This is a genomic window from Kitasatospora sp. NPDC093102, from assembly GCF_040683915.1.
Taxonomy (GTDB): Bacteria; Actinomycetota; Actinomycetes; order Streptomycetales; family Streptomycetaceae; genus Kitasatospora.
This window is the reverse complement of sequence record NZ_JBFBFA010000056.1, coordinates 1-23,150: the sequence shown is the minus strand read 5'-3', so window position 1 is coordinate 23,150 and position 23,150 is coordinate 1. Positions and strand designations below refer to the sequence as shown.

The window sequence follows — 23,150 nt, the reverse complement described above, 5'->3', positions numbered from 1 at the left end:
GTGCGGCCGATGGACCTCAATCTGCTGCGGGCCCTGGACGCCCTGCTCCAGGAGAACAGCGTGACCCGCGCGGCCGAGCGGCTCGGCACCTCGCCGGCGGCCGTCAGCCGGATGCTGGCCCGGCTGCGCCGCGCCGTCGAGGACCCGCTGCTGGTGCGCGCCGGGCAGCGTCTGGTCCCGACCCCGCGGGCGATCGAACTGCGGGACGAGGTGGGCGCGTTGCTACGAGGCTGCGACAACGTGCTGCGTCCCGGCGCCGGGTTCGACCCCGTGCACCTCGACCGCACCTTCACGGTGCAGGCCGGTGAGCTGCTGCTGGTGCGGACGGCCGGCGCCCTCGTCGAGCGGATCCGGGCGGAGGCGCCGCGGGTGGACGTGGTGTTCCTGCCGGAGGCCCTGGAGGGCGGTCCGGCGCTGCGGCAGGGCCTGGTGGACGTCGAGCTGGGCGTGCTCGGACACCTGGACCCGGAGGTCCGCACCCGCCGGCTGCTGAGCGTCCCGCTGGTCGGTCTCGCCCGCAGCGGCCACCCGCTGTTCGACGGCCGCCGGATCACCGCCCGGCGCTTCGCCGCCGCCGACCACGTCGGCGTCTCCCGGCGCGGCAAACGGCTCGGCCCGATCGACACCGCGCTGGCCGGGCTCGGGCTGTGGCGCCGGGTGGCGGTCGTCGTGTCCAGCCACACCGGCGCGATGCTGCTCGCCCGGGACAGCGACCTGATCACCCTCGTCCCGGCGGACTGGCTGCCGGACGCCATCGCCGCGCTGGGCCTGCGCACCTTCCCGATCCCGCTCGAACTCGCCGAGCTGGAGCTGGGACTGGCCTGGCACCCGCGCAACTCGGCCGATCCGGGCCACCGCTGGTTCCGCGAGCACGTGGCGGCCGCGCTGCTGGGCGGGGCGGTGGCCGGGGCGGCGGAGGACTGAAGCGCCCGCGGGCACCTGTGACACGGCAGGAGCCGGGAGGGTGAACGGGGCGGCCCCGGCTCGGCTCGCGGCGTAGGGCCGGGATACCCTGCCGGGGTACATGGAGGCGGGCGCGAGGGGAGGCGGAGGATGGCGCGGTTGCGGCCGTTCGGTCCGCCGGTGCCGTGGGCGCTGCGCCTGCTGCTGTTCGCCGCGCTGCTGCTCGGCATCGTGACCATGCACACGCTCGGCCATCCGGGCGGTGGGCACGGCTCCGGCGGGCACGACGGCTCCGCTGGGCACGGGCAAGCGGGGACGCACGCCTCCGCGACGCACTCCTCGATGCACTCGGCGGAGCACTCGGCGATGCGGCCCGCGGACGCCGGGCAGCACGGCCCGGCCGTCGAACCCGTGCACGCCGACCGCCCGGCCGTCGCCGCCGGGGCCGCAGCCGACCCCGCCGCCCCCGGCGGCATGGACCCGATGGCGGTCTGCCTCGCCGTCCTGGCCGGCTGGACCTTGCTGCTCCTCGCCGGCCCGCTGCTGCACCGCAGCGGCGACGCCGCCGCCGAGGTGCGGGCCCGGCTGCTGCGGGCCGTCCGCGCGCTGCCCCCGCCCGGGGGTGGGCGGATACTCCTCACCCGGCTTTCGGTGCTGCGTCAGTAGGCGCGCGCCCGCCGTTCCGCGCCCGCGCCCGCTCAGGGGCGCCCGCGCGCACATCCACGCGCCCCGATCGCGCCACGCAGCGCCCGCGCACGGAACGGCCGACGCGACGTCCTGCACACCCACACACCGCACGAGGTGCACTCCGCCATGCGCACACCCACCCGTCGTACCGTCCTCGGCGCCGCGCTCGCCGCCGCCGGGACCGGCCTGCTCACCGCCTGCTCCTCCGGCTCCATGAAGGGCATGGACCACGCGTCCATGAACCACGGCTCCACGAGCGGCCCGGCCGCCGCCCCGCCCGGCTACCTCGCCCCGAACGGCCCCGAGGTCGCTGCCGCCGAGGCCCGGCGCAATCCCGGCCCGGAGCGGAAGGTCGCGCTCACCGCCACCGAGACCACCCTCGACCTCGGCGGCCGCACCGTCCGCAGCTGGGCCTACGGCGACCGCCTGCCCGGCCAGGAGGTGCGTGCCACCGTCGGCGACACGCTCGCCGTCACCCTCGCCAACCACCTGCCGCAGTCCACCTCGCTGCACTGGCACGGCCTCGCGCTGCGCAACGACATGGACGGCGTGCCGGGCGTGACCCAGGCCGACGTCAGGCCCGGTGCCTCCTTCGAGTACCGTTTCGCACTCACCCACCCGGGCACGTACTGGTTCCACCCGCACTCCGGCGTCCAGCAGGACCGCGGCCTGTACGCCCCGCTGATCGTCGAGGACCCCAGGGAGCCACTGGCCTACGACAAGGAGTGGGTCGTCGTCCTGGACGACTGGGTGGACGGCATCGACGGCAGCACCCCCGACGCCGTCCTCGCCGAACTCGCCAAGGGCATGAGCGGGATGGACCACTCGGGCGGCTCCGGGCACGACATGTCCGGGATGCCGGGCCACGACATGCCGGGGATGCCCGGGACGGACACGGGCGGCACCCCGGGCGCCGGAGCCTCCGGCCCCGGCCGGATGCTGATGGGCGCTCGGAGCCCGCTGCTGGGCGGCGACGCCGGAGACGTCGCGTACCCGTTCCACCTGGTCAACGGCAGGCTCGCCACCGCGCCCGAGACCTTCACCGCCAAGCCCGGCGACCGGATCCGCATCCGGCTCGTCAACGCGGGTGGCGACACCGCCTACCGGGTCGCCCTCGGCGGCCACGAGCTGACCGTCACCCACACCGACGGCTTCCCGGTCGAACCGGCCACCACCCAGGCGCTGCTGCTCGGCATGGGTGAGCGCTACGACGTGCTGGTCACCGCCCAGGACGGCGTCTTCCCGCTGACCGCGCTGGCCGAGGGCAAGAACGCCACCGCCCTGGCCGTGCTGCGCACCGGCGGCGGCACCGCGCCCGACGCCGCCGTCCGCCCGGCCGAGCTGGACGGCCGGCTGGTCACCGCCGGACAGCTCAAGGCCGCCCCGGGCGTCCGGCTGCCCGCGAAGGCGCCCGACCGCACGGTGAAGCTGGAGCTCACCGGTGGGATGGCGAAGGCCGACTGGGCGTTCAACGGCCGCCGGTACGACCCGTCCCAGCGCTACCCGGTGGCGGCGGGCGAGCGGGTGCGGCTGGAGTTCCGCAACAGCACCACCATGTGGCACCCCGTCCACCTGCACGGCCACAGCTTCGCGCTGCCCGGCGACGGCCCGCGCAAGGACACCGCGATCGTGCTGCCGGGCGCGACCCTGGCCGTCGACTTCGACGCAGACAACCCGGGCCTGTGGATGGTGCACTGCCACAACGTCTACCACGCGGAGACGGGCATGATGACCGTCCTCGGTTACCGGGCCTGACCCCGCGCTCCCCCCCCCCGAGGAAAGGGACGCGGGTTTCACCCCCGGAAGGACCCCGAACCGATCCACCGGTTCGGGGTCGATCCGTTCCCGGCACCCGGCCCGGGGCACCGTGCCACCGGCGCCGACCTGCGCGGCCATGACGTTTTCTTAACGCGGGCCGGTAGCGGATTCTTAACGCCGGTCGCATAGCCTGGCGCACTGCCGTCGCCCGACGGCGTTTTACGGGGTCTTTAAACAAGAGGTGCAAGGTGGTTTCGTCGGGTTCGACGGAGACGACGGAGTCGGACGCGCCGTCGGCGCGAATACGCCTCCGCAGCTGGCTGCTGGAGGACGTGACCGCGGAGAAGCCGGCGCAGCAGTCCGCTGCGGAAGGCGCCCCGGAGACGTCGCAGGAGGGCGCGGAGGCGGGGGACTCCGCCGCGCACGGTGCGCACGCCGGCCAGCGCTGGTGGCGGGTGATGTGCCTGACCGGCCTGGACTACTTCTCGACGCTCGGCTACCAGCCGGGCATCGCCGCCCTCGCCGCGGGCGTGCTGTCGCCGATCGCGACCATCGTGCTGGTGGTGGTCACCCTGCTGGGCGCACTGCCGGTCTACCGGCGGGTGGCCAAGGAGAGCCCGCACGGCGAGGGCTCGATCGCGATGCTGGAGCGGCTGCTGTCGTTCTGGAAGGGCAAGCTGTTCGTCCTCGCGCTGCTCGGCTTCGCGGCCACGGACTTCCTGATCACCATCACGCTGTCCGCCGCCGACGCGAGCGCGCACCTGGTGGAGAACCCGCACCTGACCGGCTTCCTCGGCGGCAAGCAGGTGCTGATCACGCTGATCCTGGTGGCCCTGCTCGGCGCGGTCTTCCTCAAGGGCTTCAGCGAGGCGATCGGCCTGGCGGTGTTCCTGGTCGGGACGTACCTGCTGCTGAACGTGGTCGTGGTGGCCGTTGGCCTCTGGAAGATCATCGAGGCGCCGCACGTGGTCACCGACTGGACGGACGCGCTGACCGCCCAGCACGGCAATCCGATCGTCATGGTCGGTGTGGCCCTGGTGACCTTCCCGAAGCTGGCGCTCGGCCTGTCCGGCTTCGAGACCGGCGTCGCCGTGATGCCGCACATCAAGGGCGACCCCGACGACACCGAGGCGAACCCGGTCGGCCGGATCCGCGGCACCCGCAAGCTGCTGACCACCGCCGCCGTGATCATGAGCGTGTTCCTGATCACCACCAGCTTCATCACCACGCTGCTCATCCCGGCCGACCAGTTCAAGGCCGGCGGCGACGCCAACGGCCGCGCCCTGGCCTACCTGGCGCACGAGTACCTGGGCGGCGCCTTCGGCAGCGTCTACGACCTCTCCACCATCGCGATCCTCTGGTTCGCCGGTGCCTCCGCCATGGCGGGCATGCTCAACCTGCTGCCCCGCTACCTGCCGCGCTACGGCATGGCCCCGCACTGGGCCCGTGCGGTGCGGCCGATGGTGATCGTGCTGACCCTGGTCGGCTTCCTGGTGACCTGGATCTTCGACGCCAACGTGGACGCCCAGGGCGGCGCGTACGCGACCGGTGTGCTGGTGCTGATCAGCTCCGCCGCCATCGCGGTGACCATCGCCGCGTACAAGAAGCACGAGCGCGGCTGGACCGTCGCCTTCGCGGTCATCGCGGCGATCTTCCTCTACACCACCGTGCTGAACGTGCTGGAGCGGCCGGACGGTCTGAAGATCGGCGCCTGCTTCATCGCCGGGATCATCCTGGTCTCGCTGCTGTCCCGGCTGCGCCGTGCCTTCGAGCTGCGCGTCACCAACGTGGCCCTGGACGATATGGCGGAACGTTTCATCAGGGACTACGCGCACCGCCCGCTGCGGCTGATCGCCAACGAGCCGAGCCACCGCGACGTCGCCGAGTACCGCGACAAGATCCGCCAGATCCGCGCCGACAACGACATCCCCGGCGAGGACGACCTGGTCTTCGTCGAGGTGACCGTCCGCGACGCCTCCGACTTCGAGGCCGAGCTGACCGTGCGCGGCGAGGTGCTGCACGGCCGCTACCGGGTGCTCACCCTGGAGAGCTCCAGCATCCCGAACGCGCTCGCCGCACTGGCGCTGAACATCCGGGACCGCACCGGGCAGCAGCCGCACCTCTACTTCGAGTGGACCGAGGGCAGTCCCTTCGCCCAGTTCCTGCGGTTCTTCCTGTTCGGGCAGGGCGAGGTCGCACCGGTCACCCGCGAGGTGCTGCGCGAAGCCGAGCCGGACCGCTCGCGCCGCCCGCGCGTCCACGTCGGCTGACCGCCGCCCGTCCGCCCACGGCCCGTCCGCTCCTCGTGAGCGGGCGGGCCGTCGGCGTGTCCGGTCTGTCCGGCGGGAATGGCGGGAACGGCGGGAACGGCGGAGCGCCGCCCGCGCCGGGGCGGGCGCGGGCGGCGGATCGGTGGGTTGTTGGGTCGTTGGGTCGTTGGGGTCGGGAGGGTTCAGGAGGGGATGTCGAGGACCAGGCCGGGCTCGATGAGGTCCGGGTCCTCGCCGACGGTGGCGCGGTTGAGGTCGTAGAGTGCGGGCCAGCCGCCGGGGACGTGCAGGCGCTCGGCGAGGTCGGAGAGGGTGTCGTTGTCGCGGACGGTCCAGGTGCCGGCCTCGGACCCGGCCCGGGCTGGGGCGGAGGGCACGGGCGCGGGGGCGGGGGCGGCCTTCGGGGGCGGCAGGACGGCCTCGCGGCCCTGGCTGCGGGCGGTGCGGGCGCCGCAGACCGGCCAGGGAGAGAGACCGCGGCGGTCGGCGAGGTGCTGGGCGACGGCGATCTGCTGCTCACGCGTGGCGAGGTCGGCGCGCGGGGCGTAGGCGAGGCCGCCGTTGTTCCGCCAGGTGGACTGGTCGAACTGGAGGCCGCCGTAGTAGCCGTTGCCGGTGTTGACGCGCCAGTTGCCGTTGCTCTCGCAGGCGGCCACGCGGTCCCAGTCGTACGAGCCGCCGCTCGCCCTTCCGGGGTCGGACCCGCTGCCGCGGCCCGGTGGCGCGGCGTGGGCCGCGGGGGCGGCGAGGGCCACGGAGAGGGCGCAGAGCGCGGTCGGGACGATGTGGCGCAGACGATCGGTGGCAGGCATCGGCGGCTCTCAGACTGGGGGACAGGACCTGCGCCGTCCGCGGACGGCGCACTCCCACCGACGCACACCGGACGGGGCGTTCCGCGTCCGACACGTCCGACAGGTCACCCGCACGGCGGCCCGGGACCACCCCGGTGGCCCGCGGCCGATCGGCAGTACTCCTCGTGACCCGCCGCGGTCACCCGCTGGTCCGCAGCGGCCGTTTTCCTCGAAGAAGGGTACGAATGATGACGATCGATCAGGGTGCCCCGCGGGCCGAGTCGGGCGTGATCGGCGGCTCGGGTCTCTACGCGCTGCCGGACGAGGTGACCGGGGTTCGGGTCGACACGCCGTACGGGCCTCCGAGCGATGCGCTGTTCCTGGGCGAGGTGATCGAGGGGCCGCGCTTCTCCACCCACGCCGAGTCCCGCTGGTTTTGCGTGAACGGCTGGTCGGCGGCCGGCACGACCGGGCAACCGGAGGCCGTGCCGGCACGTGAACTCCGGCTCTGCTGCACGTTGTTGGCGTCGGTGGCGGACCATGACGCGGGGGTGGGGAGCGGGAGCGGGGCCACCCGCGCGGTCTTCGCGGGGAACGCCGAGCGGCTGCGCGCGGTGCTGTTCAAGGCGTTGGAGAGCCTGCCCGCCGAGCGGGACTGCGTCTGCTCGCGCGCCCTGGACGGAGTCACCACCGGCCTGCCGGTCGTCCTCGGCGACTGATCCTCCGTCAGGAGAGGTGCTCCGTCGGCCGCAACGGGTCCGCCGGGCGCGGCGGTTCAGGCTCCGGTGGCCACCGGGAGGTCGGCCAGGCGCCACTCCAGCATGCCGTCGTCGAGCCGGACCGCCCGGCGTCCGTGGGCGGTGAGCAGGCGGACCGCGTCGTAGGCCAGCACGCAGTACTCGCCGCGGCAGTAGACGACCACCTCGGTGTCCGCGGGCAGCTCCTCCAGCCGCTCGGCCAGCTCGTCGACCGGGATGGAGAGCGCGCCGGGGATGTGTCCGGCCAGGTACTCCTCCACCGGGCGTACGTCCAGCACGAGCACCTCGCCGGCCTCGGCGCGGGCGCGCAGCTCCTCGTTGCCGACCTCCTGCGCGCCGTCCTCGCCCAGGTAGGCGTCCAGTGCGGGCGGCACCGCGGCCTGGTGGCGCTCGGCGACCTTGCGTAGCAGGGCGAGCAACTCGCCGACGTCCGGGCCGGAGAGCCGGTAGTGGATGCGGACGCCCTCGCGGCGGGTGGCGACGAAGCCGGCCTGCTTGAGCGCCTGGAGGTGGGCCGAGGCGGTGGTCAGGTTCAGTCCGGCCGTCTTGGCCAGGGCGTCCACGGTGCGCTCGCCCTGGGCGAGCAGGTCGAGCAGCTCCAGGCGCTTTCCGCTGGCCAGGGCCTTGCCGCTGGCCGCGAACGCGTCGTACAGCTGTGCCTTCGCTTCGCTCATGGCCATCGCGTCCTCCTGCCCGATGCTCCGGAGCCCTTTATCCAAGGTTCCATGGAATAGCGTACCGGACCTTCCTCGGCGGATGTTCTCCGAGCTCAGAGCTATCTTCCATAAATCCATGGAATATTGTCGAGGGTGTCGGCCGCTGCAACCGGGCGAGACCGCACCCGTCATCACAGGAGGACCGATGAGCACCACGCCCCCCGGCGCGCCCGCCCGCGAGCTCGCGGGCGAGGCGACGCGCGAGACCGACCGCCCGGCGCGGCTCGGCCTGCGGGAGAACTGGCTCCAGTTCACCCTGCTGGTCGTGGTCACCGCCACCGTCGGCGGCCTGGTCGGGCTGGAGCGCACCACCGTGCCGCTGGCCGGCTCCGAGGTCTTCCACCTCACCAGTGACCTCGCCGTCTTCTCCTTCATCATCGCCTTCGGCGTCACCAAGGCCCTCACCAACCTCGCCGCCGGTGCGCTGACCGCCCGCTTCCGCCGCAAGCAGCTGCTCGTCGCGGGCTGGCTACTCGGCATCCCGGTCCCGTTCGCCCTGGCCTGGGCGCCCTCCTGGGGCTGGATCGTGGCCGCCAACGTGCTGCTCGGCATCAACCAGGGCCTCACCTGGTCGATGACCGTCAACATGAAGATCGACCTGGTCGGCCCGGCCCGGCGCGGGCTCGCCACCGGCCTCAACGAGGCGGCCGGCTACGCCTCGCTCGGCGCGACCGCGCTGGTCACCGGCTACCTCGCCACCTCGTACGGGCTGCGGCCGGCGCCCGAGCTGATCGGTGTCGTCTTCGTCGTCGCCGGACTCGCGCTCTCCCTCGCCGTCCGCGACACGGCGGCGCACGTCGCACTGGAGCTCGCCCGCCACCCCGGAGCCGCTCCGGCCCCTGCGACCGGGCCCGGTCTGTGGCAGACCTTCGCGCACACCTCCTGGCGGGACCGCTCGCTGCGCGGCGCCAGCCAGGCCGGCCTGGTGAACAACCTCAACGACGGCCTCACCTGGGGCGTCTTTCCGCTGCTGTTCACCGACCACGGGCTCGGCCTCGCCGCGATCGGCCTGATCAAGGGGCTGTACCCGCTGCTGTGGGGCCTCGGCCAGATCCCCACCGGTCACCTGGCCGACCGGATCGGGCGCAAGCCGCTGATCGTCACCGGCATGCTGGTCCAGGCCGCCGGCCTCGGCCTGGCCCTGGTGCTGCTCGACCGGCCGCTGCTGGCCGGCATCGTCTCGGCGGTGCTGCTCGGGCTCGGCACCGCGATGGTCTACCCGGCGCTGATCGCCGCCGTCTCCGACCATGCCCACCCGAGCCGGCGGGCCAACGCGCTCGGTACCTACCGGTTCTGGCGCGACATCGGCTACGCGGCCGGCGCCCTGCTCGCCGGAGTCCTCGCCGACGCACTGGGCCTGAACGCCACCGTCGTGGCGGCGGCCGTGCTCACCGCGGCCTCCGGGCTACTCGCCGCCCGGCTGATCAGCGACAAGGCCGCGCACTGAGGGTCGCCGCCACCGGCGGGCTCGAGTTCTGCGCGCACGGCGCCCTGACGACGACCTACGGGATCATCGGGGACGGTCGGGCGAGGCGGCACCTCGCGGCGGCCCTGGAGCTCGCGCCGGACCAGGCCACGAGGGTCGAACTCCTGGCCCAGTACGACGCGGTGAGCGACGGCTGACGCCGATTCGGGACGGTTCGGCTGCCGGGGGTGATCCCGGCGCTGTGCCGCGAACTACGCTGGCGGGCATGGACTGGCTCGATCGGGTGGCGCGGCTGAGGCGCTGGACGAACAACGGCGTTCGCGCGCCCCACAAGCCGCTGCTGCTGCTCTACGCCCTCGGCAGCTACCAGCGGGACGCGGGCGGCGAACTGCCGTACAGCGCCGTCGAGAAGGAGCTGAAAGGGCTGCTCGCCGAGTACGGGCCGTCGCATCCGACGACTCCCGCCTATCCGTTCCACCACCTGGTCAGCGACGGGGTGTGGGAGGTCCGCACCGATCGGGGGCCGGGGAGCCCCGGCAGCGGGGTCGGGCTTCTCCGGTCGAGCGGGGCCACCGGCAGGCTCGCGCCCGGGCTGCGGGCGGCGCTCGGTGAGGAGCCGGCGCTGCTGGGGCGGATGGCCAGGGTGCTGTTGGACGCCCACTTCCCGTCGTCCCTGCACGCCGACCTCTGCAAGGCGGTCGGCCTCGACCTGGAGCAGGCCGAGACCGGGATCGTGAGCGGGGCCGATGGCGCGGCCCGGCGGCAGCGGGACCGGCGGATGCGCGAACTGATACTCACCGCCTACGAGTTCCAGTGTGCGTTCTGCGGCTACGACGGAGCGATCGGGGCGAGCACGGTCGGGCTGGAGGCCGCGCACGTGCGCTGGTGGTCGCACGACGGGCCGGACGAGGTCGACAACGGCCTGTGCCTGTGCTCGCTGCACCACAAGCTCTTCGACAAGGGAGTGCCGGGACTGGGGGAGGGCCGCCGCATCACGGTCTCCGACCGCTTCGTCGGCCGTAGCGAAGCCAGCCACCGGCACGTGCTCGCGCTGTCCGGGCGCCCGGTCATCGGCACGCAGCCGGGCCGACCGCCGGTCGCGAACCGGCGCCGGGAGTGGCATGCACGGCAGGTGTTCCACGGCGCTCCCCGCGAACCGGTGTACCAGTCACAGTTCGCGTAGGCGGGCTCCTCCGGCCGGTCGACGGTCAGGCGGCTTCGGCCCTGTCCATCGCGGCGGCAGTCGGCTGCGCGAGCCGGACGATCATGCGCCGGTGACCGCCCTGATCACTCCTGGATCCACCGGTCGCGGTTCATCGCGGCCTCTGCGAGACTCGTCACCATCTGATCACTGAAAGTGACGGCTGTGTATCGCGAAGCGATATCCGGTGAAAAGAGTGGGATCTTGTCCGATATCCAGGCATTCGACGTCATCATCGTCGGCTCCGGGGCTGCCGGCGGGATGGCGGCGCACGAGCTCTGTGCAGCGGGCGCCCGCGTCCTGATGCTGGAAGCGGGCCGGGACTACGATCCCGGGACCGAGACGCCGATGTTCAACACGCCGCAGGAAGCGCCGCTGCGGGCGGCCTCGACGCCGGACAAGCCGCAGGGCTTCTACGACGCCACCGTCGACGGCGGCTCGCAGATCGCCGGTGAGCCCTACAGTCAGGCCGACCCCCCGAATCCGGACGGGTCGAATCAGTTCAGCTGGTGGCGGCCGCGGATGCTGGGCGGCCGCACCAATCACTGGGGGCGGGTGGCGCTGCGCTTCGGACCGTACGACTTCAAGCCGAAGACCCGTGACGGACTGGGCTTCGACTGGCCGATCGAGTACGCGGACCTGGCGCCGTGGTACGACGAGGCCGAACGCCTCATCGGCGTCACCGGCCTTCCCCACGGGATCGAGAACGCCCCCGACTCCCCGCCCGGCGTCCAGCTCCCACCGCCGTCCCCGCGCGCCTTCGAGATCGTCCTCGGCCGGGCGTTCGAGCACCTGGGCATGAAGGTGGCGGCGATCCGGGCGGCCGTGCTCACCCGCCCGTTGAACGGCCGCGCGGCGTGCCTGTACTCGACCCAGTGCACCCGCGGCTGCGCCAGCCGCTCCAACTTCCAGAGCACGACCGTCCTCATTCCCCCGGCCCACGCCACCGGCAATCTCACCGTCGTGTGCAACGCCATGGTGTCCCGGGTCGACGTCGACGCGACCGGGCGGGCCACCGGGGTCACCTACAACGACCGGGTGACCGGCTCCGAGTCCTCGGTCACGGGGCGGGTGGTGGTGCTGGCGGCGGGAACCTGCTCGTCGGTGCGCATCCTGCTCAATTCGCGAAGCGCCGCGTTCCCCAACGGGATCGGGAACGGCCACGGGCTGGTCGGCAAGTACCTGATGGACTCGGTCGAGTTCTCGCGCTCGTCGGAGATTCCGATGCTCGAAAAACTCCCCGTGCTGAACGACGACGGCATCTTCACCCCGCACATCTACGTGCCGTGGTGGCTGCTGCCCGAGCAGGCCGCCGGGCAGCTCGGGTTCCCGCGCGGGTACCACATCGAGCCGCGCGGGGGTCGCAGGATGCCGACCACCGGCATCGGAAGCCTGATCGCCGACGGCAGCGCGACCTACGGCGACGCCCTGTGGACGGAGGTCCGGCGGAGGTACGGCACGGCCGTCACCCTCATCGGCGAAGGCGAGATGATCCCGAACGAGGACTCGTTCTGCGAGCTCGATCCGACGGTCAAGGACAAGTGGGGAGTTCCGGCCCTGCGGTTCCACTGGAAATGGGGAGATCCGGAAGTCCGGCAGGTCACGCACATGCACGACACCTTCAACAAGGTCTTCAGCCTGCTCGGCGGCGCGCCGGACACCAGTCCCGTCGCGATGCCGCAGGGCGGCGGAGCGGTCCACGAGGTCGGCGGCGCGCGGATGGGGACCTCCCCGCAGAACTCCGTGCTCGACGCCCACAACCGGTGCTGGGACGTGAGGAACCTGTTCGTCGTCGACGGTGCCGCGTTCGCGTCGAGCCCGGACAAGAACCCCACGCTCACCATCCTGGCCCTGGCCGCACGGAGTTCGGCCCGCATCCTCGACCTGCTGAGGAGTGGCGGGATCTGACCGCAGCAGGCGCCCGACAGCCGAGCGGGCGCAACCGGATGACGGTACATCGGAAGCGAGAGGAAGAGATGGACCAGCACAGTGCCGCCGGGGCCGGTACCGCACCGCAGGGCTACGGCACCGATCCCAACCTCGTGACGCCGCACACGCCTTGGCCGCGCACGCTCTCGGAGCGCGAGCGCGCACTCGTCGAGGCACTCGCCGACATCGTTCTGCCGGGCACCGCCGAATACCCGGCGCCGAGTGCGATGGGGATCGCCGACTTCTTCGACGACTGGGTGAGCGCTCCCTACAAGACGCAGCAGGGCCACAGGACCGTCATCACTCCCGGCCTCGTCATGGTCGACGCGGAGGCGCGGCGCCAGTTCGGGACGGGGTTCGTCGAGCTGGACGGCTCCCGCCGGCGCACGATCGTCGACCAGATCGCGTCGACCACCGCGACGGACCGGAGCTTCTTCACGAGGTTCCGGTCCCTGCTGCTCTCCGGCTACTTCACCTCCGACATCGGCTTCGAGGCGATCGGCTATCCCGGGAACGTGCCGCTGCTCGCTTTTCCGGGCGTCCCGCCGGAGGCGCAGCGCATCATCGACGACGAACTCAGGAAGTTGGGGCTGTAGCGTGAATCCGGTGACCGCGGGCACTCCGCGCATGAAGACCATCAGGGAGTACGTCGAGGCGGGAGTTCTGCCGCTGGACGACCTCAAAGGCGCCCTGCACCTCGCGATGCGGCTGGAATTCGCCACCATCCCGCCGTATCTGTGTGCGCAGTGGTCGGTCAAGAACGACCCGGACCGCACCGAGGGTGTGCTGCACAAAATCGTCAGCCAGGAGATGAACCACTTCGCGCTGGCCGGAAACCTGCTGGCCGCGATCGGCGGCCGGCCGTCGATCGCGCACCCGGAATTCCTGCCGGACTATCCGGCCGACGAGCTGCCCGGCGGCATTCCGCAGGAGCTTCCGGTTGATCTGAAGCCGCTGGTCAAGGACCAGCTCGCGGTGTTCATGCAGATCGAGTACCCGGAGTTCCCCCCGGTCGCCCTTCGGGCCGGGCGGCCGCCTGCCACGATCGGCGCCTTCTACGACACGATCATCCAGACGTTCAAGAAGCTCGAACCGGCGATCGACCCGAACGCCCACGCGGTGGAGGTGCCTTTCGCGGAGCCGATCAGAACCGTCACCGACGCGGTCGACACGATCGACCGGATCAAGAGCGAGGGGGAGGGGACGCAGGGCTCACCCGATCAGCCGCCGGGGGAGGGGGAGAGCGGCCACGCGCACTACTACCTGTTCAAGGAGCTCTACGTCCAGAAGCGGCTGGTCAGGACCGGCGACAAGTGGAGCTTCAGCGGGGCTCCCGTCATCCTGCCGGAGGTGTACGACTTCGCGGCCTCCCAGGCCCGGCCGAACCCCTCGACCGAGTTCAACCGCACCCTGTCGAAGCTGCTGGTCGACCTGGAGACGTGCTGGACGTCCGGCGCGCCGCCGAACGTGGCGGCCATGTTCCGGCTTCAGATCCTCGGACGGGACCTGATCACTCGGGGGATCCGTCCGGAGTTCCGGTGGGATGACGGAGCGGCCTGAGCGAGCTCCGATCGCAGGGGTCCGGTCGCAGCGTCAGCCGGGGAAGATCCGGCCCAGGTGGTAGTGCAGGACGGCGGCCGCCTCCTCCGCCGCCCGTTGCCCGAGCAGCACGCTCAGGCCCAGGCCTGCGGAGACGGCCAGGAGGACGACGGCCTCCTGCCGGGCGTCGAGCTGCGGATCGGCGTCCCCGCCCTGCTGGGCGGCGGTGAGCTGGGCGACCAGGAAGGCCTCCATCTCGTTGGGTGCCGCCAGGAACGGCTGCCCGGCGAGCGCCGGGTCGGTGACGGAGAGCACCGCGTACTCGGTGTAGACGAGGTGGAAGGCCCGGCTCTCCTCGTCGGTGGGGACGGCCTCCAGCAGCACCGCCTCGATGATGCCGCGCGGGTCGCTGGTGGCGCCGGTCGCGCGCACGCGCCGCTGGACCCGTTCGCCCATGCGGGTGGCCAGGCGGGTCATGGCGGCGAGCAGCAACTGTTCCTTGGTGTCGAAGTAGTACTGCACGAGGCGCACCGAGACGCCGGCCTCGATCGCCACGGAACGCATGGTGACGGAGTGCAGGCCGCTGCTCGCCGCGGAGCGGAGCAGGGAGTCGATGATGTGGGCCCGCCGCTCCTCGTGATCCACCAGCTTCGGCATCGGGTTCCTTCCGGATGTTTTTGTGGTACAACCATACCATCAAAGTCGGGAGGGATCATGACCAGGACCAGCGTCGGGCACTTCGTCAGCGAGGAGGCCCGTGCGAAGTTCCTTGCGGCGTACGACCGGGCGATGGAGCTCTGGCCGAGTCCGCGCCAGGAACTCGATGTCGAGACCGCGTACGGGACCGTGCACGTGCACCGCTACGGTGCGGCGACCGGCGAACCGATCGTCCTGCTGCACGGCCACGCCGGGCACCCGTCCAACTGGTACCCGCAGATCGCCGCCCTCGGTGAGCGGCACCCGGTCTACGCGATCGACACCCTGGACGACCCCGGCCGCAGCGTGCACCGCGCCGTCGCGGCCGGGTCGGAGGAGAACGCGGCCTGGCTGGGGGAGGTGCTGGCCGGCCTCGGCGCGGAGCGGGTGCACCTGGTCGGGGTCTCGTACGGTGGCTGGCTGGCCCTCAACCAGGCCATCCACGCGCCCGAGCGGCTCGCCTCGGTCGCGTCGCTCGACCCGGGCGGGATCGAGAAGGTCCCCGCGCGGTTCTACGTCCACATGGTCGGCGGCCTGTTCGGGATGCTCGCCCCGCGCCCGCTCCGTCCCGCGGTCGGGCGGCTGCTGGCCAACCCGGCGCTGAGCGCGCCGCGCGAGATGATCGCGCCGCTGATGCTCGCGATGCGGAGCTACAAGCCGAGCAGTCGCCCGCCGGCCCGGCCTTTCACGGACGGGGAGTTGGCGTCGATCCGGCTGCCCGCGCTCGTCCTGGTGGGCAGGCGCAGCGCGCTGCTGCGGCCGCGCCAGGTGGTGGAGCGGGTCACGCGGCTGATCCCGGGTGTGCGGGCCGAGATCCTGGAACGCGCCGGGCACGGGCTCAACCTGGAGCGGCCCGAGGCGGTCAACGAACGGCTGCTGGGCTTCATCGGCGTGGCCGGGCGGGAGCGGCGGGCGTCGTAGACGGGCGTCGGACGAGACGCCGAAGGGCCCCGCGCTCGGTGGAGGTGCCCTTCGGCGCGCCTGACGACAAGTCAATTCGTTGTGAGGGCAACGTTGTTCGAAGCACAGCCGAGCGATCCGGCGTATCCCGACCCGAAGGATTGCCGGCTGCCGGCTCCGGCGGCGGTGACCGGGGGTGCTGGGCTGTTGGTATGAGTCCGGCGCGCGGGTTTCCGGGCAGGCGGCTAGCGTCGGCCGCAACACGTTCTCGGACCCGGAGGTTGCAGTGCAGCGGTGGATCATCCTGACGGTACTCACGTCGGCCCTCACCGGCCTCACCGGCCTCACCGGCGCCGCCGTACCCGCCTGGGCCGACGACTCGGACCCCACCCCCACCACCGTCACCCTCGGTGACGCCACCATCGACCCCAAGCTCCCCGGCCGGGTCCGGGTACAGGTCGGCTACCTCTGCTCGGTCGCGGACGAGGCCCGCTCGCTCACCGTCTCGGTGGAGCAGAAGGACCCCGAGGACACCTCCTCCATCGCCTTCGGCTCCAACCGGACCGCAGAGGCGGACGTGATCTGCGACGGGAAGCCGCAGCAGCGGCAGATCGTCGTCCAGTCCAAGACCACCAACTGGCTCCCGGGCGTCGAAGCCGTCCTCACCGCCACCGTCTCCAACATCGGTGCCACCCCGCCCGCCGCCGCCGACGCCAAGCGGGTCGAACTCACCACCGCCTGATGCGTCCGCTTCTCCGCGCCGCCCTCCTGCTGCTCGCGGTCGGCCCCGTCCTGACCGGCTGCATCAGCTCGTTCGAGGTGCCGGGCCCGGAGGAGACCACCGGCTCCGTCGCGGTGCCCTCCGTGCCGTCCACACCGGTCCCGTCGCCCAGCCCCTTCACCGGGACCGTGACGATCCGCGACTTCTCCTTCGAACCGGGTGACTTCACCGCCGGCCCGGGCGCCGTCGTGACCGTGACCAACACCGGTACCGCCGCCCACAGCCTCACCGCCCAGGACGGCAGCTTCGACACCGGCCCGATCGCCCCCGGCGCCACCGCCGCCCTCACCGCCCCCACCCAGCCCGGCGCGTACTCCTACCTCTGCGCCTTCCACCACTTCATGCGCGGCATCCTGACCGTGGCCTGAACCGCGCCCGAGCCACCTCCTCCGCATCGTCGGACGGACTGCCTGTGGCTGTCAGCCCGGTGCGACCGTGCGGCTGTACCGGAGGGAGGACATCGGACTCGGGGCTCTCAGCCGGGGGCGGGGCGATCGTCGTGGTCGTAGTCGTTCCATCCCGAGGAGCGGGCGAGCTGTTCCCAGCTCGGCCAGGTCCGGCCGGTCACCTGGCGAACGAGCTCGCCCGTCATCGTGAAGGGCGGTGCCTTGTGCGGCTTCTCCAGCGCCTGGCCGACGATGCTGTCGTGGAGGACCGCCGCAGCGTGCAGACGCGGCAGCACCCGGTGGACGCGGTCCGCGTAGCCGTCCGGGAGTGCGGTTGGGCCGCCGCCCAGATCGAAGCCTGCGCCGAGGGCGACCAGCGCGACCTCCGGCCGCTTCCGCAGGGCGATCTCACGGTCCATGTGCAGCGCGATCGCGTCCCACACGACTTCCGTTCGCGCCGGTGGCACTCCCTGCTCGGTCAGGAAGCGGATCGCCAGATCGGCACCGTCCAGCTCGAACCGCTGGTCGCCGTTGCCCTCGATACTGAGCCCGCAGTCGTGCAGGACGCATCCCAGGAAGAGGAGTTCGTCGTCGTAGTCGCGGTCCGGTTGCAGACCACGTCGCTCACCGAGGAGGCGCCCGTAGAGGTAGGTGCGCAGGCTGTGATTGAAGATCGCGGCTGGGACCAGAGCCTGTGCGTAGCGCAGTGTGTTGCGCGCAAGGCCGGTCGAAGGGAGGGCCAGTTCGCGGTACCTGTCGCTCATGAGGTGGCCGGCACTCGCTTGTCCGGTCGTGGCCGAGGACAGTGCGGCTCCCGCAGCCCGTCGGGTGTCGAGCGTTCCATGATGGTCACGCTCCAGGCTACTTGAGGCCGCAGGAGACGACTTCTCGGTGCCGAGGCATTCGAGCCATCCGGTCGGTTGCCCCCTCCGCCGAGCGTCCACCGGATGCCGCCTCAACGGCCTCAGCCCCTGGCCCGGGCGCGCGTGGCTGCGTGAGCGGGGTGTCCGTGTCCCGGACTCGGCCGACACCGTCCGCGACGCCCTCGCCCGGGTCCCCGTGGCCGACCCCTCCTGACCGCCGAATCCACCCGTGAACAGGGCTGCTGCGACCCGCCTCCATGTTCTACAGTTCTGTAGAACTAAACGAACGGCGATCGGGGACGAGCATGAACAGGCCGCTTCGGCTGCCGCAGCAGGATCGGGCGGACTTCGAGACGGAGCTCGGGCGGGCGCTGGCGGCCCCGCAGGTGCGGGCGGCGTTGCGGGCGAGCGGGGAGGAGGCCCGGGGCGTGGAGCGGTTGCGGCGGACGGCGCGGGAGAACGCGGAGTTCGTGCTGGCCGCGGCGGCGCCGGAGTACGAGCGGTACACGGCGCTGCGGGCGGATGCGGACGCGGTGGCGCGGCTGCCGGTGGACGTGCCGGCCCGGGAGCGGGCGTCGGGGTGGTGGGGCGTGCTCGGGGTGGTCGTGCCGATCATCGCGGTGACGGCGGCGGTGATCTTCCTGGTGCTGGGCTCCCTGCTGGGGCTGGTCGAGGACCTGGAGGTGCTGGCGCACGCGCTGGTGGAGGCCGGGTGGGTGTCGGCCGGGGCGGGTGCGGTGAGTCTGCTGGTGGGCGGGCTGGGGCTGCTGGGTGCGGCCCGGTCGAGGGGGTCGGAGGCCGGGGAGGCGGCGGACGGGCCGGGGGAGTTGCCGCTGGCGCGGGACGCCTGGCGGTCGGCGCTGGCGGAGCGCGGGCTGGTGCCGTACCTGGTGTCGCAGGCGAACACGGCGCCCGGTCAGCGGCGCTGATCCGGTCGGCCGGCGCTGGTCAGGCCCGATCGAGTCCCGCCGAGCGGGCGGCGTCGACCAGGAGCTGGGCGGCGTCCGGGGGGATGGCCAGGCGGCGGGCGATCCAGGGGGCCGGGCGGCCGGTCCGGGCGAGCATCCAGGCGGAGTACAGGTGGCCGAGCTGGGGTGCGTTCTCGGCGAGCAGCAGGGGGCGGACGGCCTCCATCGGAAAGCCTTCGAGGGCGCGGGCGCTGTACTCGCGGCCGTTCGGGCCGGGCGGGGGGAGCGGGAGCGGGCGGCGGAGGTCGATCCAGCGGCTGAGCAGGACCGCGCCGACCGCCAGCAGGCCGGCACCGGAGGCGCCGATCAGGATGCCGCCGATGACGGGGCGGTCCTCCTCCTCGGCCATGCCGAGGGCGATCTCCTCCAGGACGAGCAGGCCGAGCACGGTGAGCAGCACCGCGGCCTCGGCGGGGCGGGGGTGGGTCCGGGACGTCGTCATGCGGAACCTCTTCCTCGGCGGGGTGGCCGGGGGTTTCGGGCGGGCGCGGCGATTCACCTTCCGTACAACGGCGGTGGGCGGCCCGGGGCACGCGTCGCGGCTCAGGCGGTGAAATCGCGGATCGGAATTGACGAATCGTCAAGAAAGCGACGTGGAAGGCGGGTTGGCCGTCTGCCGGAGGTCCGGACCGCACCTCCTTCCGGTCGGGAGCGCCAGTGCGGTGCGATCGTCGACGGGGTGGGGCCCGGCCGCGGGCGGGCTTCGGGTCAGCATAGCTCGGGCATGTCAACTTCGACAGGACTGTCGAAGTTGCGGAACCCCGGCTCGCCGCGGCGCGCCAGGGAGTGCCGGCCTGGCTACTCCAAGTGCCGGGCTCCGATTGGGCCGGCCGGAGGTCCACAGTGGTAGTGGGGCCACAGTGGTACGGGAGGCCGGGGCCGATGGGACTCACCAGTCACAAGCTGGTGGCGCTGGTGGCACTGCTCGCGGTGCTCACGGTGCTCGGCACGCTCTGGGTCTGGCCCCGGCTCGCCGTCCGGAGCTGGCCCGCGATGTTCCTGCGGCTCGGCACCATCGCCGTCACGCAACTGACCCTGCTGGCCTTGCTGGGGCTCGCCGTCAACGACTACTTCGTCTTCTACAGCAGCTGGTCCGACCTGCTCGGGCACGAGCGCGGCACGGGCGTGATCAGGACGGCGGGCGGAGGCGCCGGCGCGGGTCCGGTCGGCGTACAGGTCCTGGGCAGGGCGGACATCACCGGCGCGGGGGCGGTCAACCGCGATCCGGCCCGGATCGGCCGGCTCGACCGGGTCCGGCTGCCCGGCGGCACGACCGGGCTCAGCAGCGACGGCTACGTCTACCTGCCGCCGCAGTACTTCCAACCCGGCGGCGGGGCGCGGCACTTCCCGGCCACGCTGGTGCTGACCGGCTTCCCCGGCGACGCCACGAACCTGGTCACCAAGCTCCGCTACCCGGCCACCGAACTCGACCTGCTGCGCACGGGAGCGATGAAGCCGACCGTCCTGGTGCTGATGCGTCCCTCGCCGACCATGCCCCGGGACAGCGAGTGCGAGGACATCCCCGGCGGGCCGCAGGCGCAGCGCTACTTCACCACCGACGTGCCCGCCGACCTGCGGGCCTCCTACCGGGTGCTGGACGGAACGGGCAGCCTGGGCATCGTCGGCGACTCGACCGGCGGCTACTGCGCGGTCAAGCTGGGCATGGAGCACCCGGAGACCTTCTCGGTGGCGGTCTCGCTCTCCGGCTACTTCAAGGCGGCGGAGGACGTCACGACGGGCGACCTCTTCGGCGGCAGCGCACAGCGCCGCGCCGAGGCGGACCTCGACTGGCGCCTGGCCCACCTGCCGACGCCGCCCCTCGCGGTGCTGCTCGCGGGCAGTAAGCAGGACGGCAGCACCTACGCCGACTCCAGTGCCTTCGCCGCCGCTGCCCGCCCGCCGCTCGTGGTCGCCCAGGAGACGGTCGACAGGGGCGGCCACAACTTCACCACCTGGGACCGGCTGATCCCGCCCGCCCTCACCTGGCTCAGCGCCCACCTGAGTGACCCGGCGTAGCGTCCGGGGCGCGCAGGAGGGGGGCGGCCGGCGTCGGGCCGGCAGGGCGTTCTCAGCCGGCCGGCAGGGTGATGTCAGCGGGCCAGGAGGGGCAGCGGCGCGCCGGTGCGGGCCGGGAGTTCGAGGCGGGTGAGGAGGGCCGAGGGCGAGACCTCGACCACCCGGCAGCCGGCCCGGTGGCGGCAGTGGCGGGCGACCGAGCCGTGCCGCAGGCGGTCCAGACGCCGGCGGGTGGCGGCGCCGAGCACGAGCAGGTCCTCCGGGCCGGTGACGGCGCCGACCAGGGCGGGGCCGGGCTCGGCGTTGACCACCAAGGGGTGGACGACCAGGCCGGACGGGTAGCCGCCGTAGGCCTGCTCGAAGGCGACGTCGAGGCGCCGGCGGGCGGCGTGCTCCAGTTCGGAGAGCGGGCGCAGGCCGTCCCGGTCGTTCGTGGCGGTCCAGGCGACGACGGGCACCAGCACCGCCTGGCCCCGGGCCGCCTCGCCGACGGCGTGGTAGAGGGCGGCCAGACTGCTCAGCGATCCGCTCAGGCCGACGATCACTCGGGTGGTCCCGGTCATGGCCGTTCGCCTCCGTCTCTCCGGCAGGCTCTCCATCGGGCGCTGCCGGGTCGGTGCTCCTCGCTTCGGACGACACCAGTGAAACCCGGAACGGACCGCTCCGTACCGCCGCTGACGCCACCATGACGCAGGTCGCACACATCTTGACGGCCTTCTGACAGACCCGTCGGGTTCTCTCGGCCCGGGCCCGGCACGAACCGCACCGGCCGGCCGATCGCCTCGATGCCGAGGAACCCGCTGTCAGAAGGGCGTCAAGGACGGCGGCCGGGACGTACGCCATGCGTCAAGGACGGGTGCGGTCGGTCTGCGGAGGGTCTCCACTGGAGGGGTACGGCCGAACGGCACGCGTCCGGCCGTACGGCCCACGACCCGAAGGGAACCCGCCATGACCGACACCGCCCTTGCCGTCGAACAGCCGCTGCGACGCGTGGTGCCGCTGGTCGATCTCCAGGCCGCCGCGCCGGAGCCGCCGGAACGGACCCCGGAGCCGCCGGAGCGGACCCCGGAGCCCGCCCCTGCCCACGACCGGAGCCGCCCGACGCACTGCCGCATCGCGATGCAGTTCGAAGACTGACCCGAGGAGCCCCGCCATGACCCAGCTCATCGCCCGACCCGCTCCCAACACCCCCACCACCCCCACCACCCCCGCCGATGCCCTCGGTGGACCCTGGCCGGCCTCGGCGCGGCCCGGCCGCGGCGGCGAGGTCGTGGTCGGCGGGGTGGGACTGGCCGAGGCCGCCGAACGGTTCGGTACCCCGCTGTACGTGCTGGACGAGGCCGAGGTCCGGGGGCGAGCCCGGGCGTACCGGCGGGCGCTGCCGCACGCCGAGGTGCTGTACGCGGCCAAGGCCTTCCTGTGCAGCGCGATGGCCGACTGGGTGGAACAGGAGGGGCTGGGCCTGGACGTCTGCTCGTCGGGCGAGCTGTGGCTGGCGGTCTCGGCCGGCTTCCCGGCGCAGCGGATCCTGCTGCACGGCAACGCGAAGTCCCCGGAGGAGCTGCGGTTGGCCCGGAGGCTGCGGGTCGGGCGGATCGTCATCGACGGCCCGGCGGAGATCGCGAGGCTGGCCGCGCTGGTGGCCGCCGACACGCCGCAGAAGGTGCTGGTCCGGGTGGTCCCGGGGATCGCCGCCGGGCATCATGCGGCGGTGCGGACCGGGGTCGGCGGGCAGAAGTTCGGCTTCCCGATCCAGGGTGGCGATGCCGCCGACGCCATCGCCCGGGTGCTCGACCAGCCGGGGCTCGAACTGGCGGGCTTGCACTGCCACTTGGGCTCGCAGATCACGTCGCCTGAGCCCTACTTGCTCGCGGTGGACGCGCTGGTGCGGCTGCTCGCCGAGGTGCGGGAGCGGTACGGCGTGGAACTGCCGGAGCTGGACCTCGGCGGTGGTCACGGCATCCGCTACCTGCCCGTCGGGGATGAGGAGTTGGACCTCGCGGAGTTCGCGGTGCGGGTGACCGACCGGCTGGCGGTGCGCTGCGCCGAGGCCGGGTTGGAGGTGCCCCGGCTGATCGTCGAACCCGGCCGTGCGATCGCCGGACCGTCGGCGGTCGCGGTGTACCGGGTGCTGTCCGTCAAGCACACCGCGGACGGCCGCTGCTTCGCCGCGGTGGACGGCGGCATGAGCGACAACCCGCGTCCGGCACTGTACGGATCGCCGTACACCGTACGGCTGGTCGGCCGCCGCTCGGAGGCGGGGGAGGCGAGGGTGGACGTGGTCGGCCGCCACTGCGAGGCCGGGGACGTGCTGGTCCGGGACGCCGCGCTGCCCGCCGACCTGCGCCCGGGCGACCTGCTGGCGGTGCCGGCGGCCGGCGCGTACCAGCTGTCGATGGCGTCGGGCTACAACCTGGTCGGCCGCCCGGCGGTGGTGGCGATGAAGGACGGCCGGGCCCGGTTGTTGATCAGGAGGGAGACGGTCGAGGACTTCCGCCTGCGCGAAGTCGGCCGCTGAGAGGGGCGGTTGCGCGAGAAGTCGGCCCGGCCGACTTCTCGCGC

General features: G+C 72.8%; 23 protein-coding genes. 17 read left to right on the top strand and 6 right to left on the bottom strand.

The window, feature by feature from the left end; genetic code table 11:
• Positions 1 to 9 precede the first annotated feature (9 nt).
• From AB0O11_RS35580 to AB0O11_RS35565, 4 genes are all read left to right on the top strand, one after another.
• The gene (locus AB0O11_RS35580; protein WP_363395505.1) at positions 10 to 924 is read left to right on the top strand and encodes a LysR family transcriptional regulator; all 915 of its coding nucleotides are present in this window, start codon (positions 10 to 12) and stop codon (positions 922 to 924) included.
• A 129-nt stretch (positions 925 to 1,053) separates the two neighbouring features.
• The gene (locus tag AB0O11_RS35575; RefSeq protein ID WP_363395502.1) at positions 1,054 to 1,569 is read left to right on the top strand and encodes a hypothetical protein; all 516 of its coding nucleotides are present in this window, start codon (positions 1,054 to 1,056) and stop codon (positions 1,567 to 1,569) included.
• Positions 1,570 to 1,716: 147 nt separating this feature from the next.
• Positions 1,717 to 3,345, top strand: a complete 1,629-nt coding sequence (locus tag AB0O11_RS35570; RefSeq protein WP_363395499.1) for a multicopper oxidase family protein — start codon at positions 1,717 to 1,719, stop codon at positions 3,343 to 3,345.
• A 251-nt stretch (positions 3,346 to 3,596) separates the two neighbouring features.
• Complete coding sequence (locus AB0O11_RS35565) at positions 3,597 to 5,618, top strand: amino acid transporter (RefSeq protein WP_363395496.1); 2,022 nt, start codon at positions 3,597 to 3,599, stop codon at positions 5,616 to 5,618.
• A 182-nt stretch (positions 5,619 to 5,800) separates the two neighbouring features.
• On the opposite strand, the gene AB0O11_RS35560 is transcribed toward AB0O11_RS35565, so the two are convergent.
• Positions 5,801 to 6,430: a transglycosylase family protein gene (locus tag AB0O11_RS35560; RefSeq protein ID WP_363395493.1), complete on the bottom strand. Its 630-nt coding sequence runs from the start codon at positions 6,428 to 6,430 to the stop codon at positions 5,801 to 5,803.
• A gap of 224 nt (positions 6,431 to 6,654) precedes the next feature.
• On the opposite strand from AB0O11_RS35560, the gene AB0O11_RS35555 reads away from it, so the two are divergent.
• Positions 6,655 to 7,128: a hypothetical protein gene (locus tag AB0O11_RS35555; protein WP_363395490.1), complete on the top strand. Its 474-nt coding sequence runs from the start codon at positions 6,655 to 6,657 to the stop codon at positions 7,126 to 7,128.
• A 56-nt stretch (positions 7,129 to 7,184) separates the two neighbouring features.
• On the opposite strand, the gene AB0O11_RS35550 is transcribed toward AB0O11_RS35555, so the two are convergent.
• Positions 7,185 to 7,841, bottom strand: coding sequence for a metalloregulator ArsR/SmtB family transcription factor (locus AB0O11_RS35550; protein WP_363395487.1), 657 nt, complete (start codon positions 7,839 to 7,841; stop codon positions 7,185 to 7,187).
• 187 nt (positions 7,842 to 8,028) lie between these two features.
• Here AB0O11_RS35550 and AB0O11_RS35545 point away from each other — a divergent pair, with 187 nt between their 5' ends.
• From AB0O11_RS35545 to AB0O11_RS35525, 5 genes are all read left to right on the top strand, one after another.
• On the top strand, positions 8,029 to 9,330 hold the full coding sequence (locus AB0O11_RS35545; protein ID WP_363395484.1) for an MFS transporter: 1,302 nt from the start codon (positions 8,029 to 8,031) through the stop codon (positions 9,328 to 9,330).
• 244 nt (positions 9,331 to 9,574) lie between these two features.
• On the top strand, positions 9,575 to 10,492 hold the full coding sequence (locus AB0O11_RS35540; RefSeq protein ID WP_363395481.1) for a phosphorothioated DNA-binding restriction endonuclease: 918 nt from the start codon (positions 9,575 to 9,577) through the stop codon (positions 10,490 to 10,492).
• 222 nt (positions 10,493 to 10,714) lie between these two features.
• Positions 10,715 to 12,418 carry a GMC family oxidoreductase gene (locus AB0O11_RS35535; RefSeq protein WP_363395478.1) on the top strand — a complete coding sequence of 568 codons (1,704 nt, stop codon included), beginning with the start codon at positions 10,715 to 10,717 and terminating at the stop codon, positions 12,416 to 12,418.
• Positions 12,419 to 12,486: 68 nt separating this feature from the next.
• Positions 12,487 to 13,035 (top strand): gluconate 2-dehydrogenase subunit 3 family protein, encoded by a 549-nt coding sequence (locus tag AB0O11_RS35530; RefSeq protein ID WP_363395475.1) that lies wholly within the window; start codon positions 12,487 to 12,489, stop codon positions 13,033 to 13,035.
• Between the two features lie 31 nt (positions 13,036 to 13,066).
• Positions 13,067 to 13,999, top strand: a complete 933-nt coding sequence (locus AB0O11_RS35525) for a ferritin-like protein (RefSeq protein WP_363395472.1) — start codon at positions 13,067 to 13,069, stop codon at positions 13,997 to 13,999.
• 33 nt (positions 14,000 to 14,032) lie between these two features.
• On the opposite strand, the gene AB0O11_RS35520 is transcribed toward AB0O11_RS35525, so the two are convergent.
• Complete coding sequence (locus tag AB0O11_RS35520) at positions 14,033 to 14,635, bottom strand: TetR/AcrR family transcriptional regulator (protein WP_363395469.1); 603 nt, start codon at positions 14,633 to 14,635, stop codon at positions 14,033 to 14,035.
• 57 nt (positions 14,636 to 14,692) lie between these two features.
• On the opposite strand from AB0O11_RS35520, the gene AB0O11_RS35515 reads away from it, so the two are divergent.
• The 3 genes from AB0O11_RS35515 to AB0O11_RS35505 all read left to right on the top strand — a co-directional run bounded on the left by AB0O11_RS35515 (position 14,693) and on the right by AB0O11_RS35505 (position 16,723).
• Positions 14,693 to 15,595: an alpha/beta fold hydrolase gene (locus AB0O11_RS35515; protein WP_363395466.1), complete on the top strand. Its 903-nt coding sequence runs from the start codon at positions 14,693 to 14,695 to the stop codon at positions 15,593 to 15,595.
• Between the two features lie 265 nt (positions 15,596 to 15,860).
• Positions 15,861 to 16,316, top strand: coding sequence for a hypothetical protein (locus AB0O11_RS35510; protein ID WP_363395463.1), 456 nt, complete (start codon positions 15,861 to 15,863; stop codon positions 16,314 to 16,316).
• Positions 16,316 to 16,723 (top strand): cupredoxin domain-containing protein, encoded by a 408-nt coding sequence (locus AB0O11_RS35505; RefSeq protein ID WP_363395460.1) that lies wholly within the window; start codon positions 16,316 to 16,318, stop codon positions 16,721 to 16,723. Before AB0O11_RS35510 ends, AB0O11_RS35505 begins: the two co-directional genes overlap by 1 nt.
• 107 nt (positions 16,724 to 16,830) lie before the next feature.
• Here the strand turns inward: AB0O11_RS35505 and AB0O11_RS35500 are convergent, their stop codons facing one another.
• Positions 16,831 to 17,505 carry an HD domain-containing protein gene (locus AB0O11_RS35500; RefSeq protein WP_363395457.1) on the bottom strand — a complete coding sequence of 225 codons (675 nt, stop codon included), beginning with the start codon at positions 17,503 to 17,505 and terminating at the stop codon, positions 16,831 to 16,833.
• A gap of 404 nt (positions 17,506 to 17,909) precedes the next feature.
• On the opposite strand from AB0O11_RS35500, the gene AB0O11_RS35495 reads away from it, so the two are divergent.
• Positions 17,910 to 18,533, top strand: coding sequence for a hypothetical protein (locus AB0O11_RS35495; protein WP_363395454.1), 624 nt, complete (start codon positions 17,910 to 17,912; stop codon positions 18,531 to 18,533).
• 19 nt (positions 18,534 to 18,552) lie between these two features.
• On the opposite strand, the gene AB0O11_RS35490 is transcribed toward AB0O11_RS35495, so the two are convergent.
• On the bottom strand, positions 18,553 to 19,014 hold the full coding sequence (locus tag AB0O11_RS35490) for a hypothetical protein (protein WP_363395451.1): 462 nt from the start codon (positions 19,012 to 19,014) through the stop codon (positions 18,553 to 18,555).
• A 440-nt stretch (positions 19,015 to 19,454) separates the two neighbouring features.
• On the opposite strand from AB0O11_RS35490, the gene AB0O11_RS35485 reads away from it, so the two are divergent.
• Positions 19,455 to 20,588, top strand: coding sequence for an alpha/beta hydrolase-fold protein (locus AB0O11_RS35485; RefSeq protein ID WP_363395448.1), 1,134 nt, complete (start codon positions 19,455 to 19,457; stop codon positions 20,586 to 20,588).
• Between the two features lie 74 nt (positions 20,589 to 20,662).
• Here AB0O11_RS35485 and AB0O11_RS35480 read toward each other — a convergent pair whose 3' ends face one another.
• On the bottom strand, positions 20,663 to 21,151 hold the full coding sequence (locus AB0O11_RS35480; RefSeq protein ID WP_363395445.1) for a universal stress protein: 489 nt from the start codon (positions 21,149 to 21,151) through the stop codon (positions 20,663 to 20,665).
• A 385-nt stretch (positions 21,152 to 21,536) separates the two neighbouring features.
• On the opposite strand from AB0O11_RS35480, the gene AB0O11_RS35475 reads away from it, so the two are divergent.
• Together AB0O11_RS35475 and lysA are read left to right on the top strand one after the other, a co-directional pair.
• The gene (locus AB0O11_RS35475) at positions 21,537 to 21,725 is read left to right on the top strand and encodes a hypothetical protein (RefSeq protein ID WP_363395442.1); all 189 of its coding nucleotides are present in this window, start codon (positions 21,537 to 21,539) and stop codon (positions 21,723 to 21,725) included.
• A 16-nt stretch (positions 21,726 to 21,741) separates the two neighbouring features.
• On the top strand, positions 21,742 to 23,106 hold the full coding sequence (lysA, locus tag AB0O11_RS35470; protein WP_363395439.1) for a diaminopimelate decarboxylase: 1,365 nt from the start codon (positions 21,742 to 21,744) through the stop codon (positions 23,104 to 23,106).
• The last annotated feature ends 44 nt before the right edge of the window (positions 23,107 to 23,150 follow it).

What these genes read in the sequence shown, in the direction of transcription:
- AB0O11_RS35480 (WP_363395445.1), bottom strand. Translation starts at nt 21,151, where the DNA reads ATGACCGGGACCACCCGAGTGATCGTCGGCCTGAGCGGATCGCTGAGC.
- AB0O11_RS35525 (WP_363395472.1), top strand. Translation starts at nt 13,067, where the DNA reads ATGAAGACCATCAGGGAGTACGTCGAGGCGGGAGTTCTGCCGCTGGAC.
- AB0O11_RS35530 (WP_363395475.1), top strand. Translation starts at nt 12,487, where the DNA reads ATGGACCAGCACAGTGCCGCCGGGGCCGGTACCGCACCGCAGGGCTAC.
- AB0O11_RS35515 (WP_363395466.1), top strand. Translation starts at nt 14,693, where the DNA reads ATGACCAGGACCAGCGTCGGGCACTTCGTCAGCGAGGAGGCCCGTGCG.
- AB0O11_RS35475 (WP_363395442.1), top strand. Translation starts at nt 21,537, where the DNA reads ATGACCGACACCGCCCTTGCCGTCGAACAGCCGCTGCGACGCGTGGTG.
- AB0O11_RS35580 (WP_363395505.1), top strand. Translation starts at nt 10, where the DNA reads ATGGACCTCAATCTGCTGCGGGCCCTGGACGCCCTGCTCCAGGAGAAC.
- AB0O11_RS35485 (WP_363395448.1), top strand. Translation starts at nt 19,455, where the DNA reads ATGGGACTCACCAGTCACAAGCTGGTGGCGCTGGTGGCACTGCTCGCG.
- AB0O11_RS35555 (WP_363395490.1), top strand. Translation starts at nt 6,655, where the DNA reads ATGATGACGATCGATCAGGGTGCCCCGCGGGCCGAGTCGGGCGTGATC.
- AB0O11_RS35575 (WP_363395502.1), top strand. Translation starts at nt 1,054, where the DNA reads ATGGCGCGGTTGCGGCCGTTCGGTCCGCCGGTGCCGTGGGCGCTGCGC.
- AB0O11_RS35560 (WP_363395493.1), bottom strand. Translation starts at nt 6,430, where the DNA reads ATGCCTGCCACCGATCGTCTGCGCCACATCGTCCCGACCGCGCTCTGC.
- AB0O11_RS35540 (WP_363395481.1), top strand. Translation starts at nt 9,575, where the DNA reads ATGGACTGGCTCGATCGGGTGGCGCGGCTGAGGCGCTGGACGAACAAC.
- AB0O11_RS35550 (WP_363395487.1), bottom strand. Translation starts at nt 7,841, where the DNA reads ATGAGCGAAGCGAAGGCACAGCTGTACGACGCGTTCGCGGCCAGCGGC.
- AB0O11_RS35490 (WP_363395451.1), bottom strand. Translation starts at nt 19,014, where the DNA reads ATGACGACGTCCCGGACCCACCCCCGCCCCGCCGAGGCCGCGGTGCTG.
- AB0O11_RS35520 (WP_363395469.1), bottom strand. Translation starts at nt 14,635, where the DNA reads ATGCCGAAGCTGGTGGATCACGAGGAGCGGCGGGCCCACATCATCGAC.
- lysA (WP_363395439.1), top strand. Translation starts at nt 21,742, where the DNA reads ATGACCCAGCTCATCGCCCGACCCGCTCCCAACACCCCCACCACCCCC.
- AB0O11_RS35500 (WP_363395457.1), bottom strand. Translation starts at nt 17,505, where the DNA reads ATGAGCGACAGGTACCGCGAACTGGCCCTCCCTTCGACCGGCCTTGCG.
- AB0O11_RS35570 (WP_363395499.1), top strand. Translation starts at nt 1,717, where the DNA reads ATGCGCACACCCACCCGTCGTACCGTCCTCGGCGCCGCGCTCGCCGCC.
- AB0O11_RS35495 (WP_363395454.1), top strand. Translation starts at nt 17,910, where the DNA reads ATGAACAGGCCGCTTCGGCTGCCGCAGCAGGATCGGGCGGACTTCGAG.
- AB0O11_RS35505 (WP_363395460.1), top strand. Translation starts at nt 16,316, where the DNA reads ATGCGTCCGCTTCTCCGCGCCGCCCTCCTGCTGCTCGCGGTCGGCCCC.
- AB0O11_RS35545 (WP_363395484.1), top strand. Translation starts at nt 8,029, where the DNA reads ATGAGCACCACGCCCCCCGGCGCGCCCGCCCGCGAGCTCGCGGGCGAG.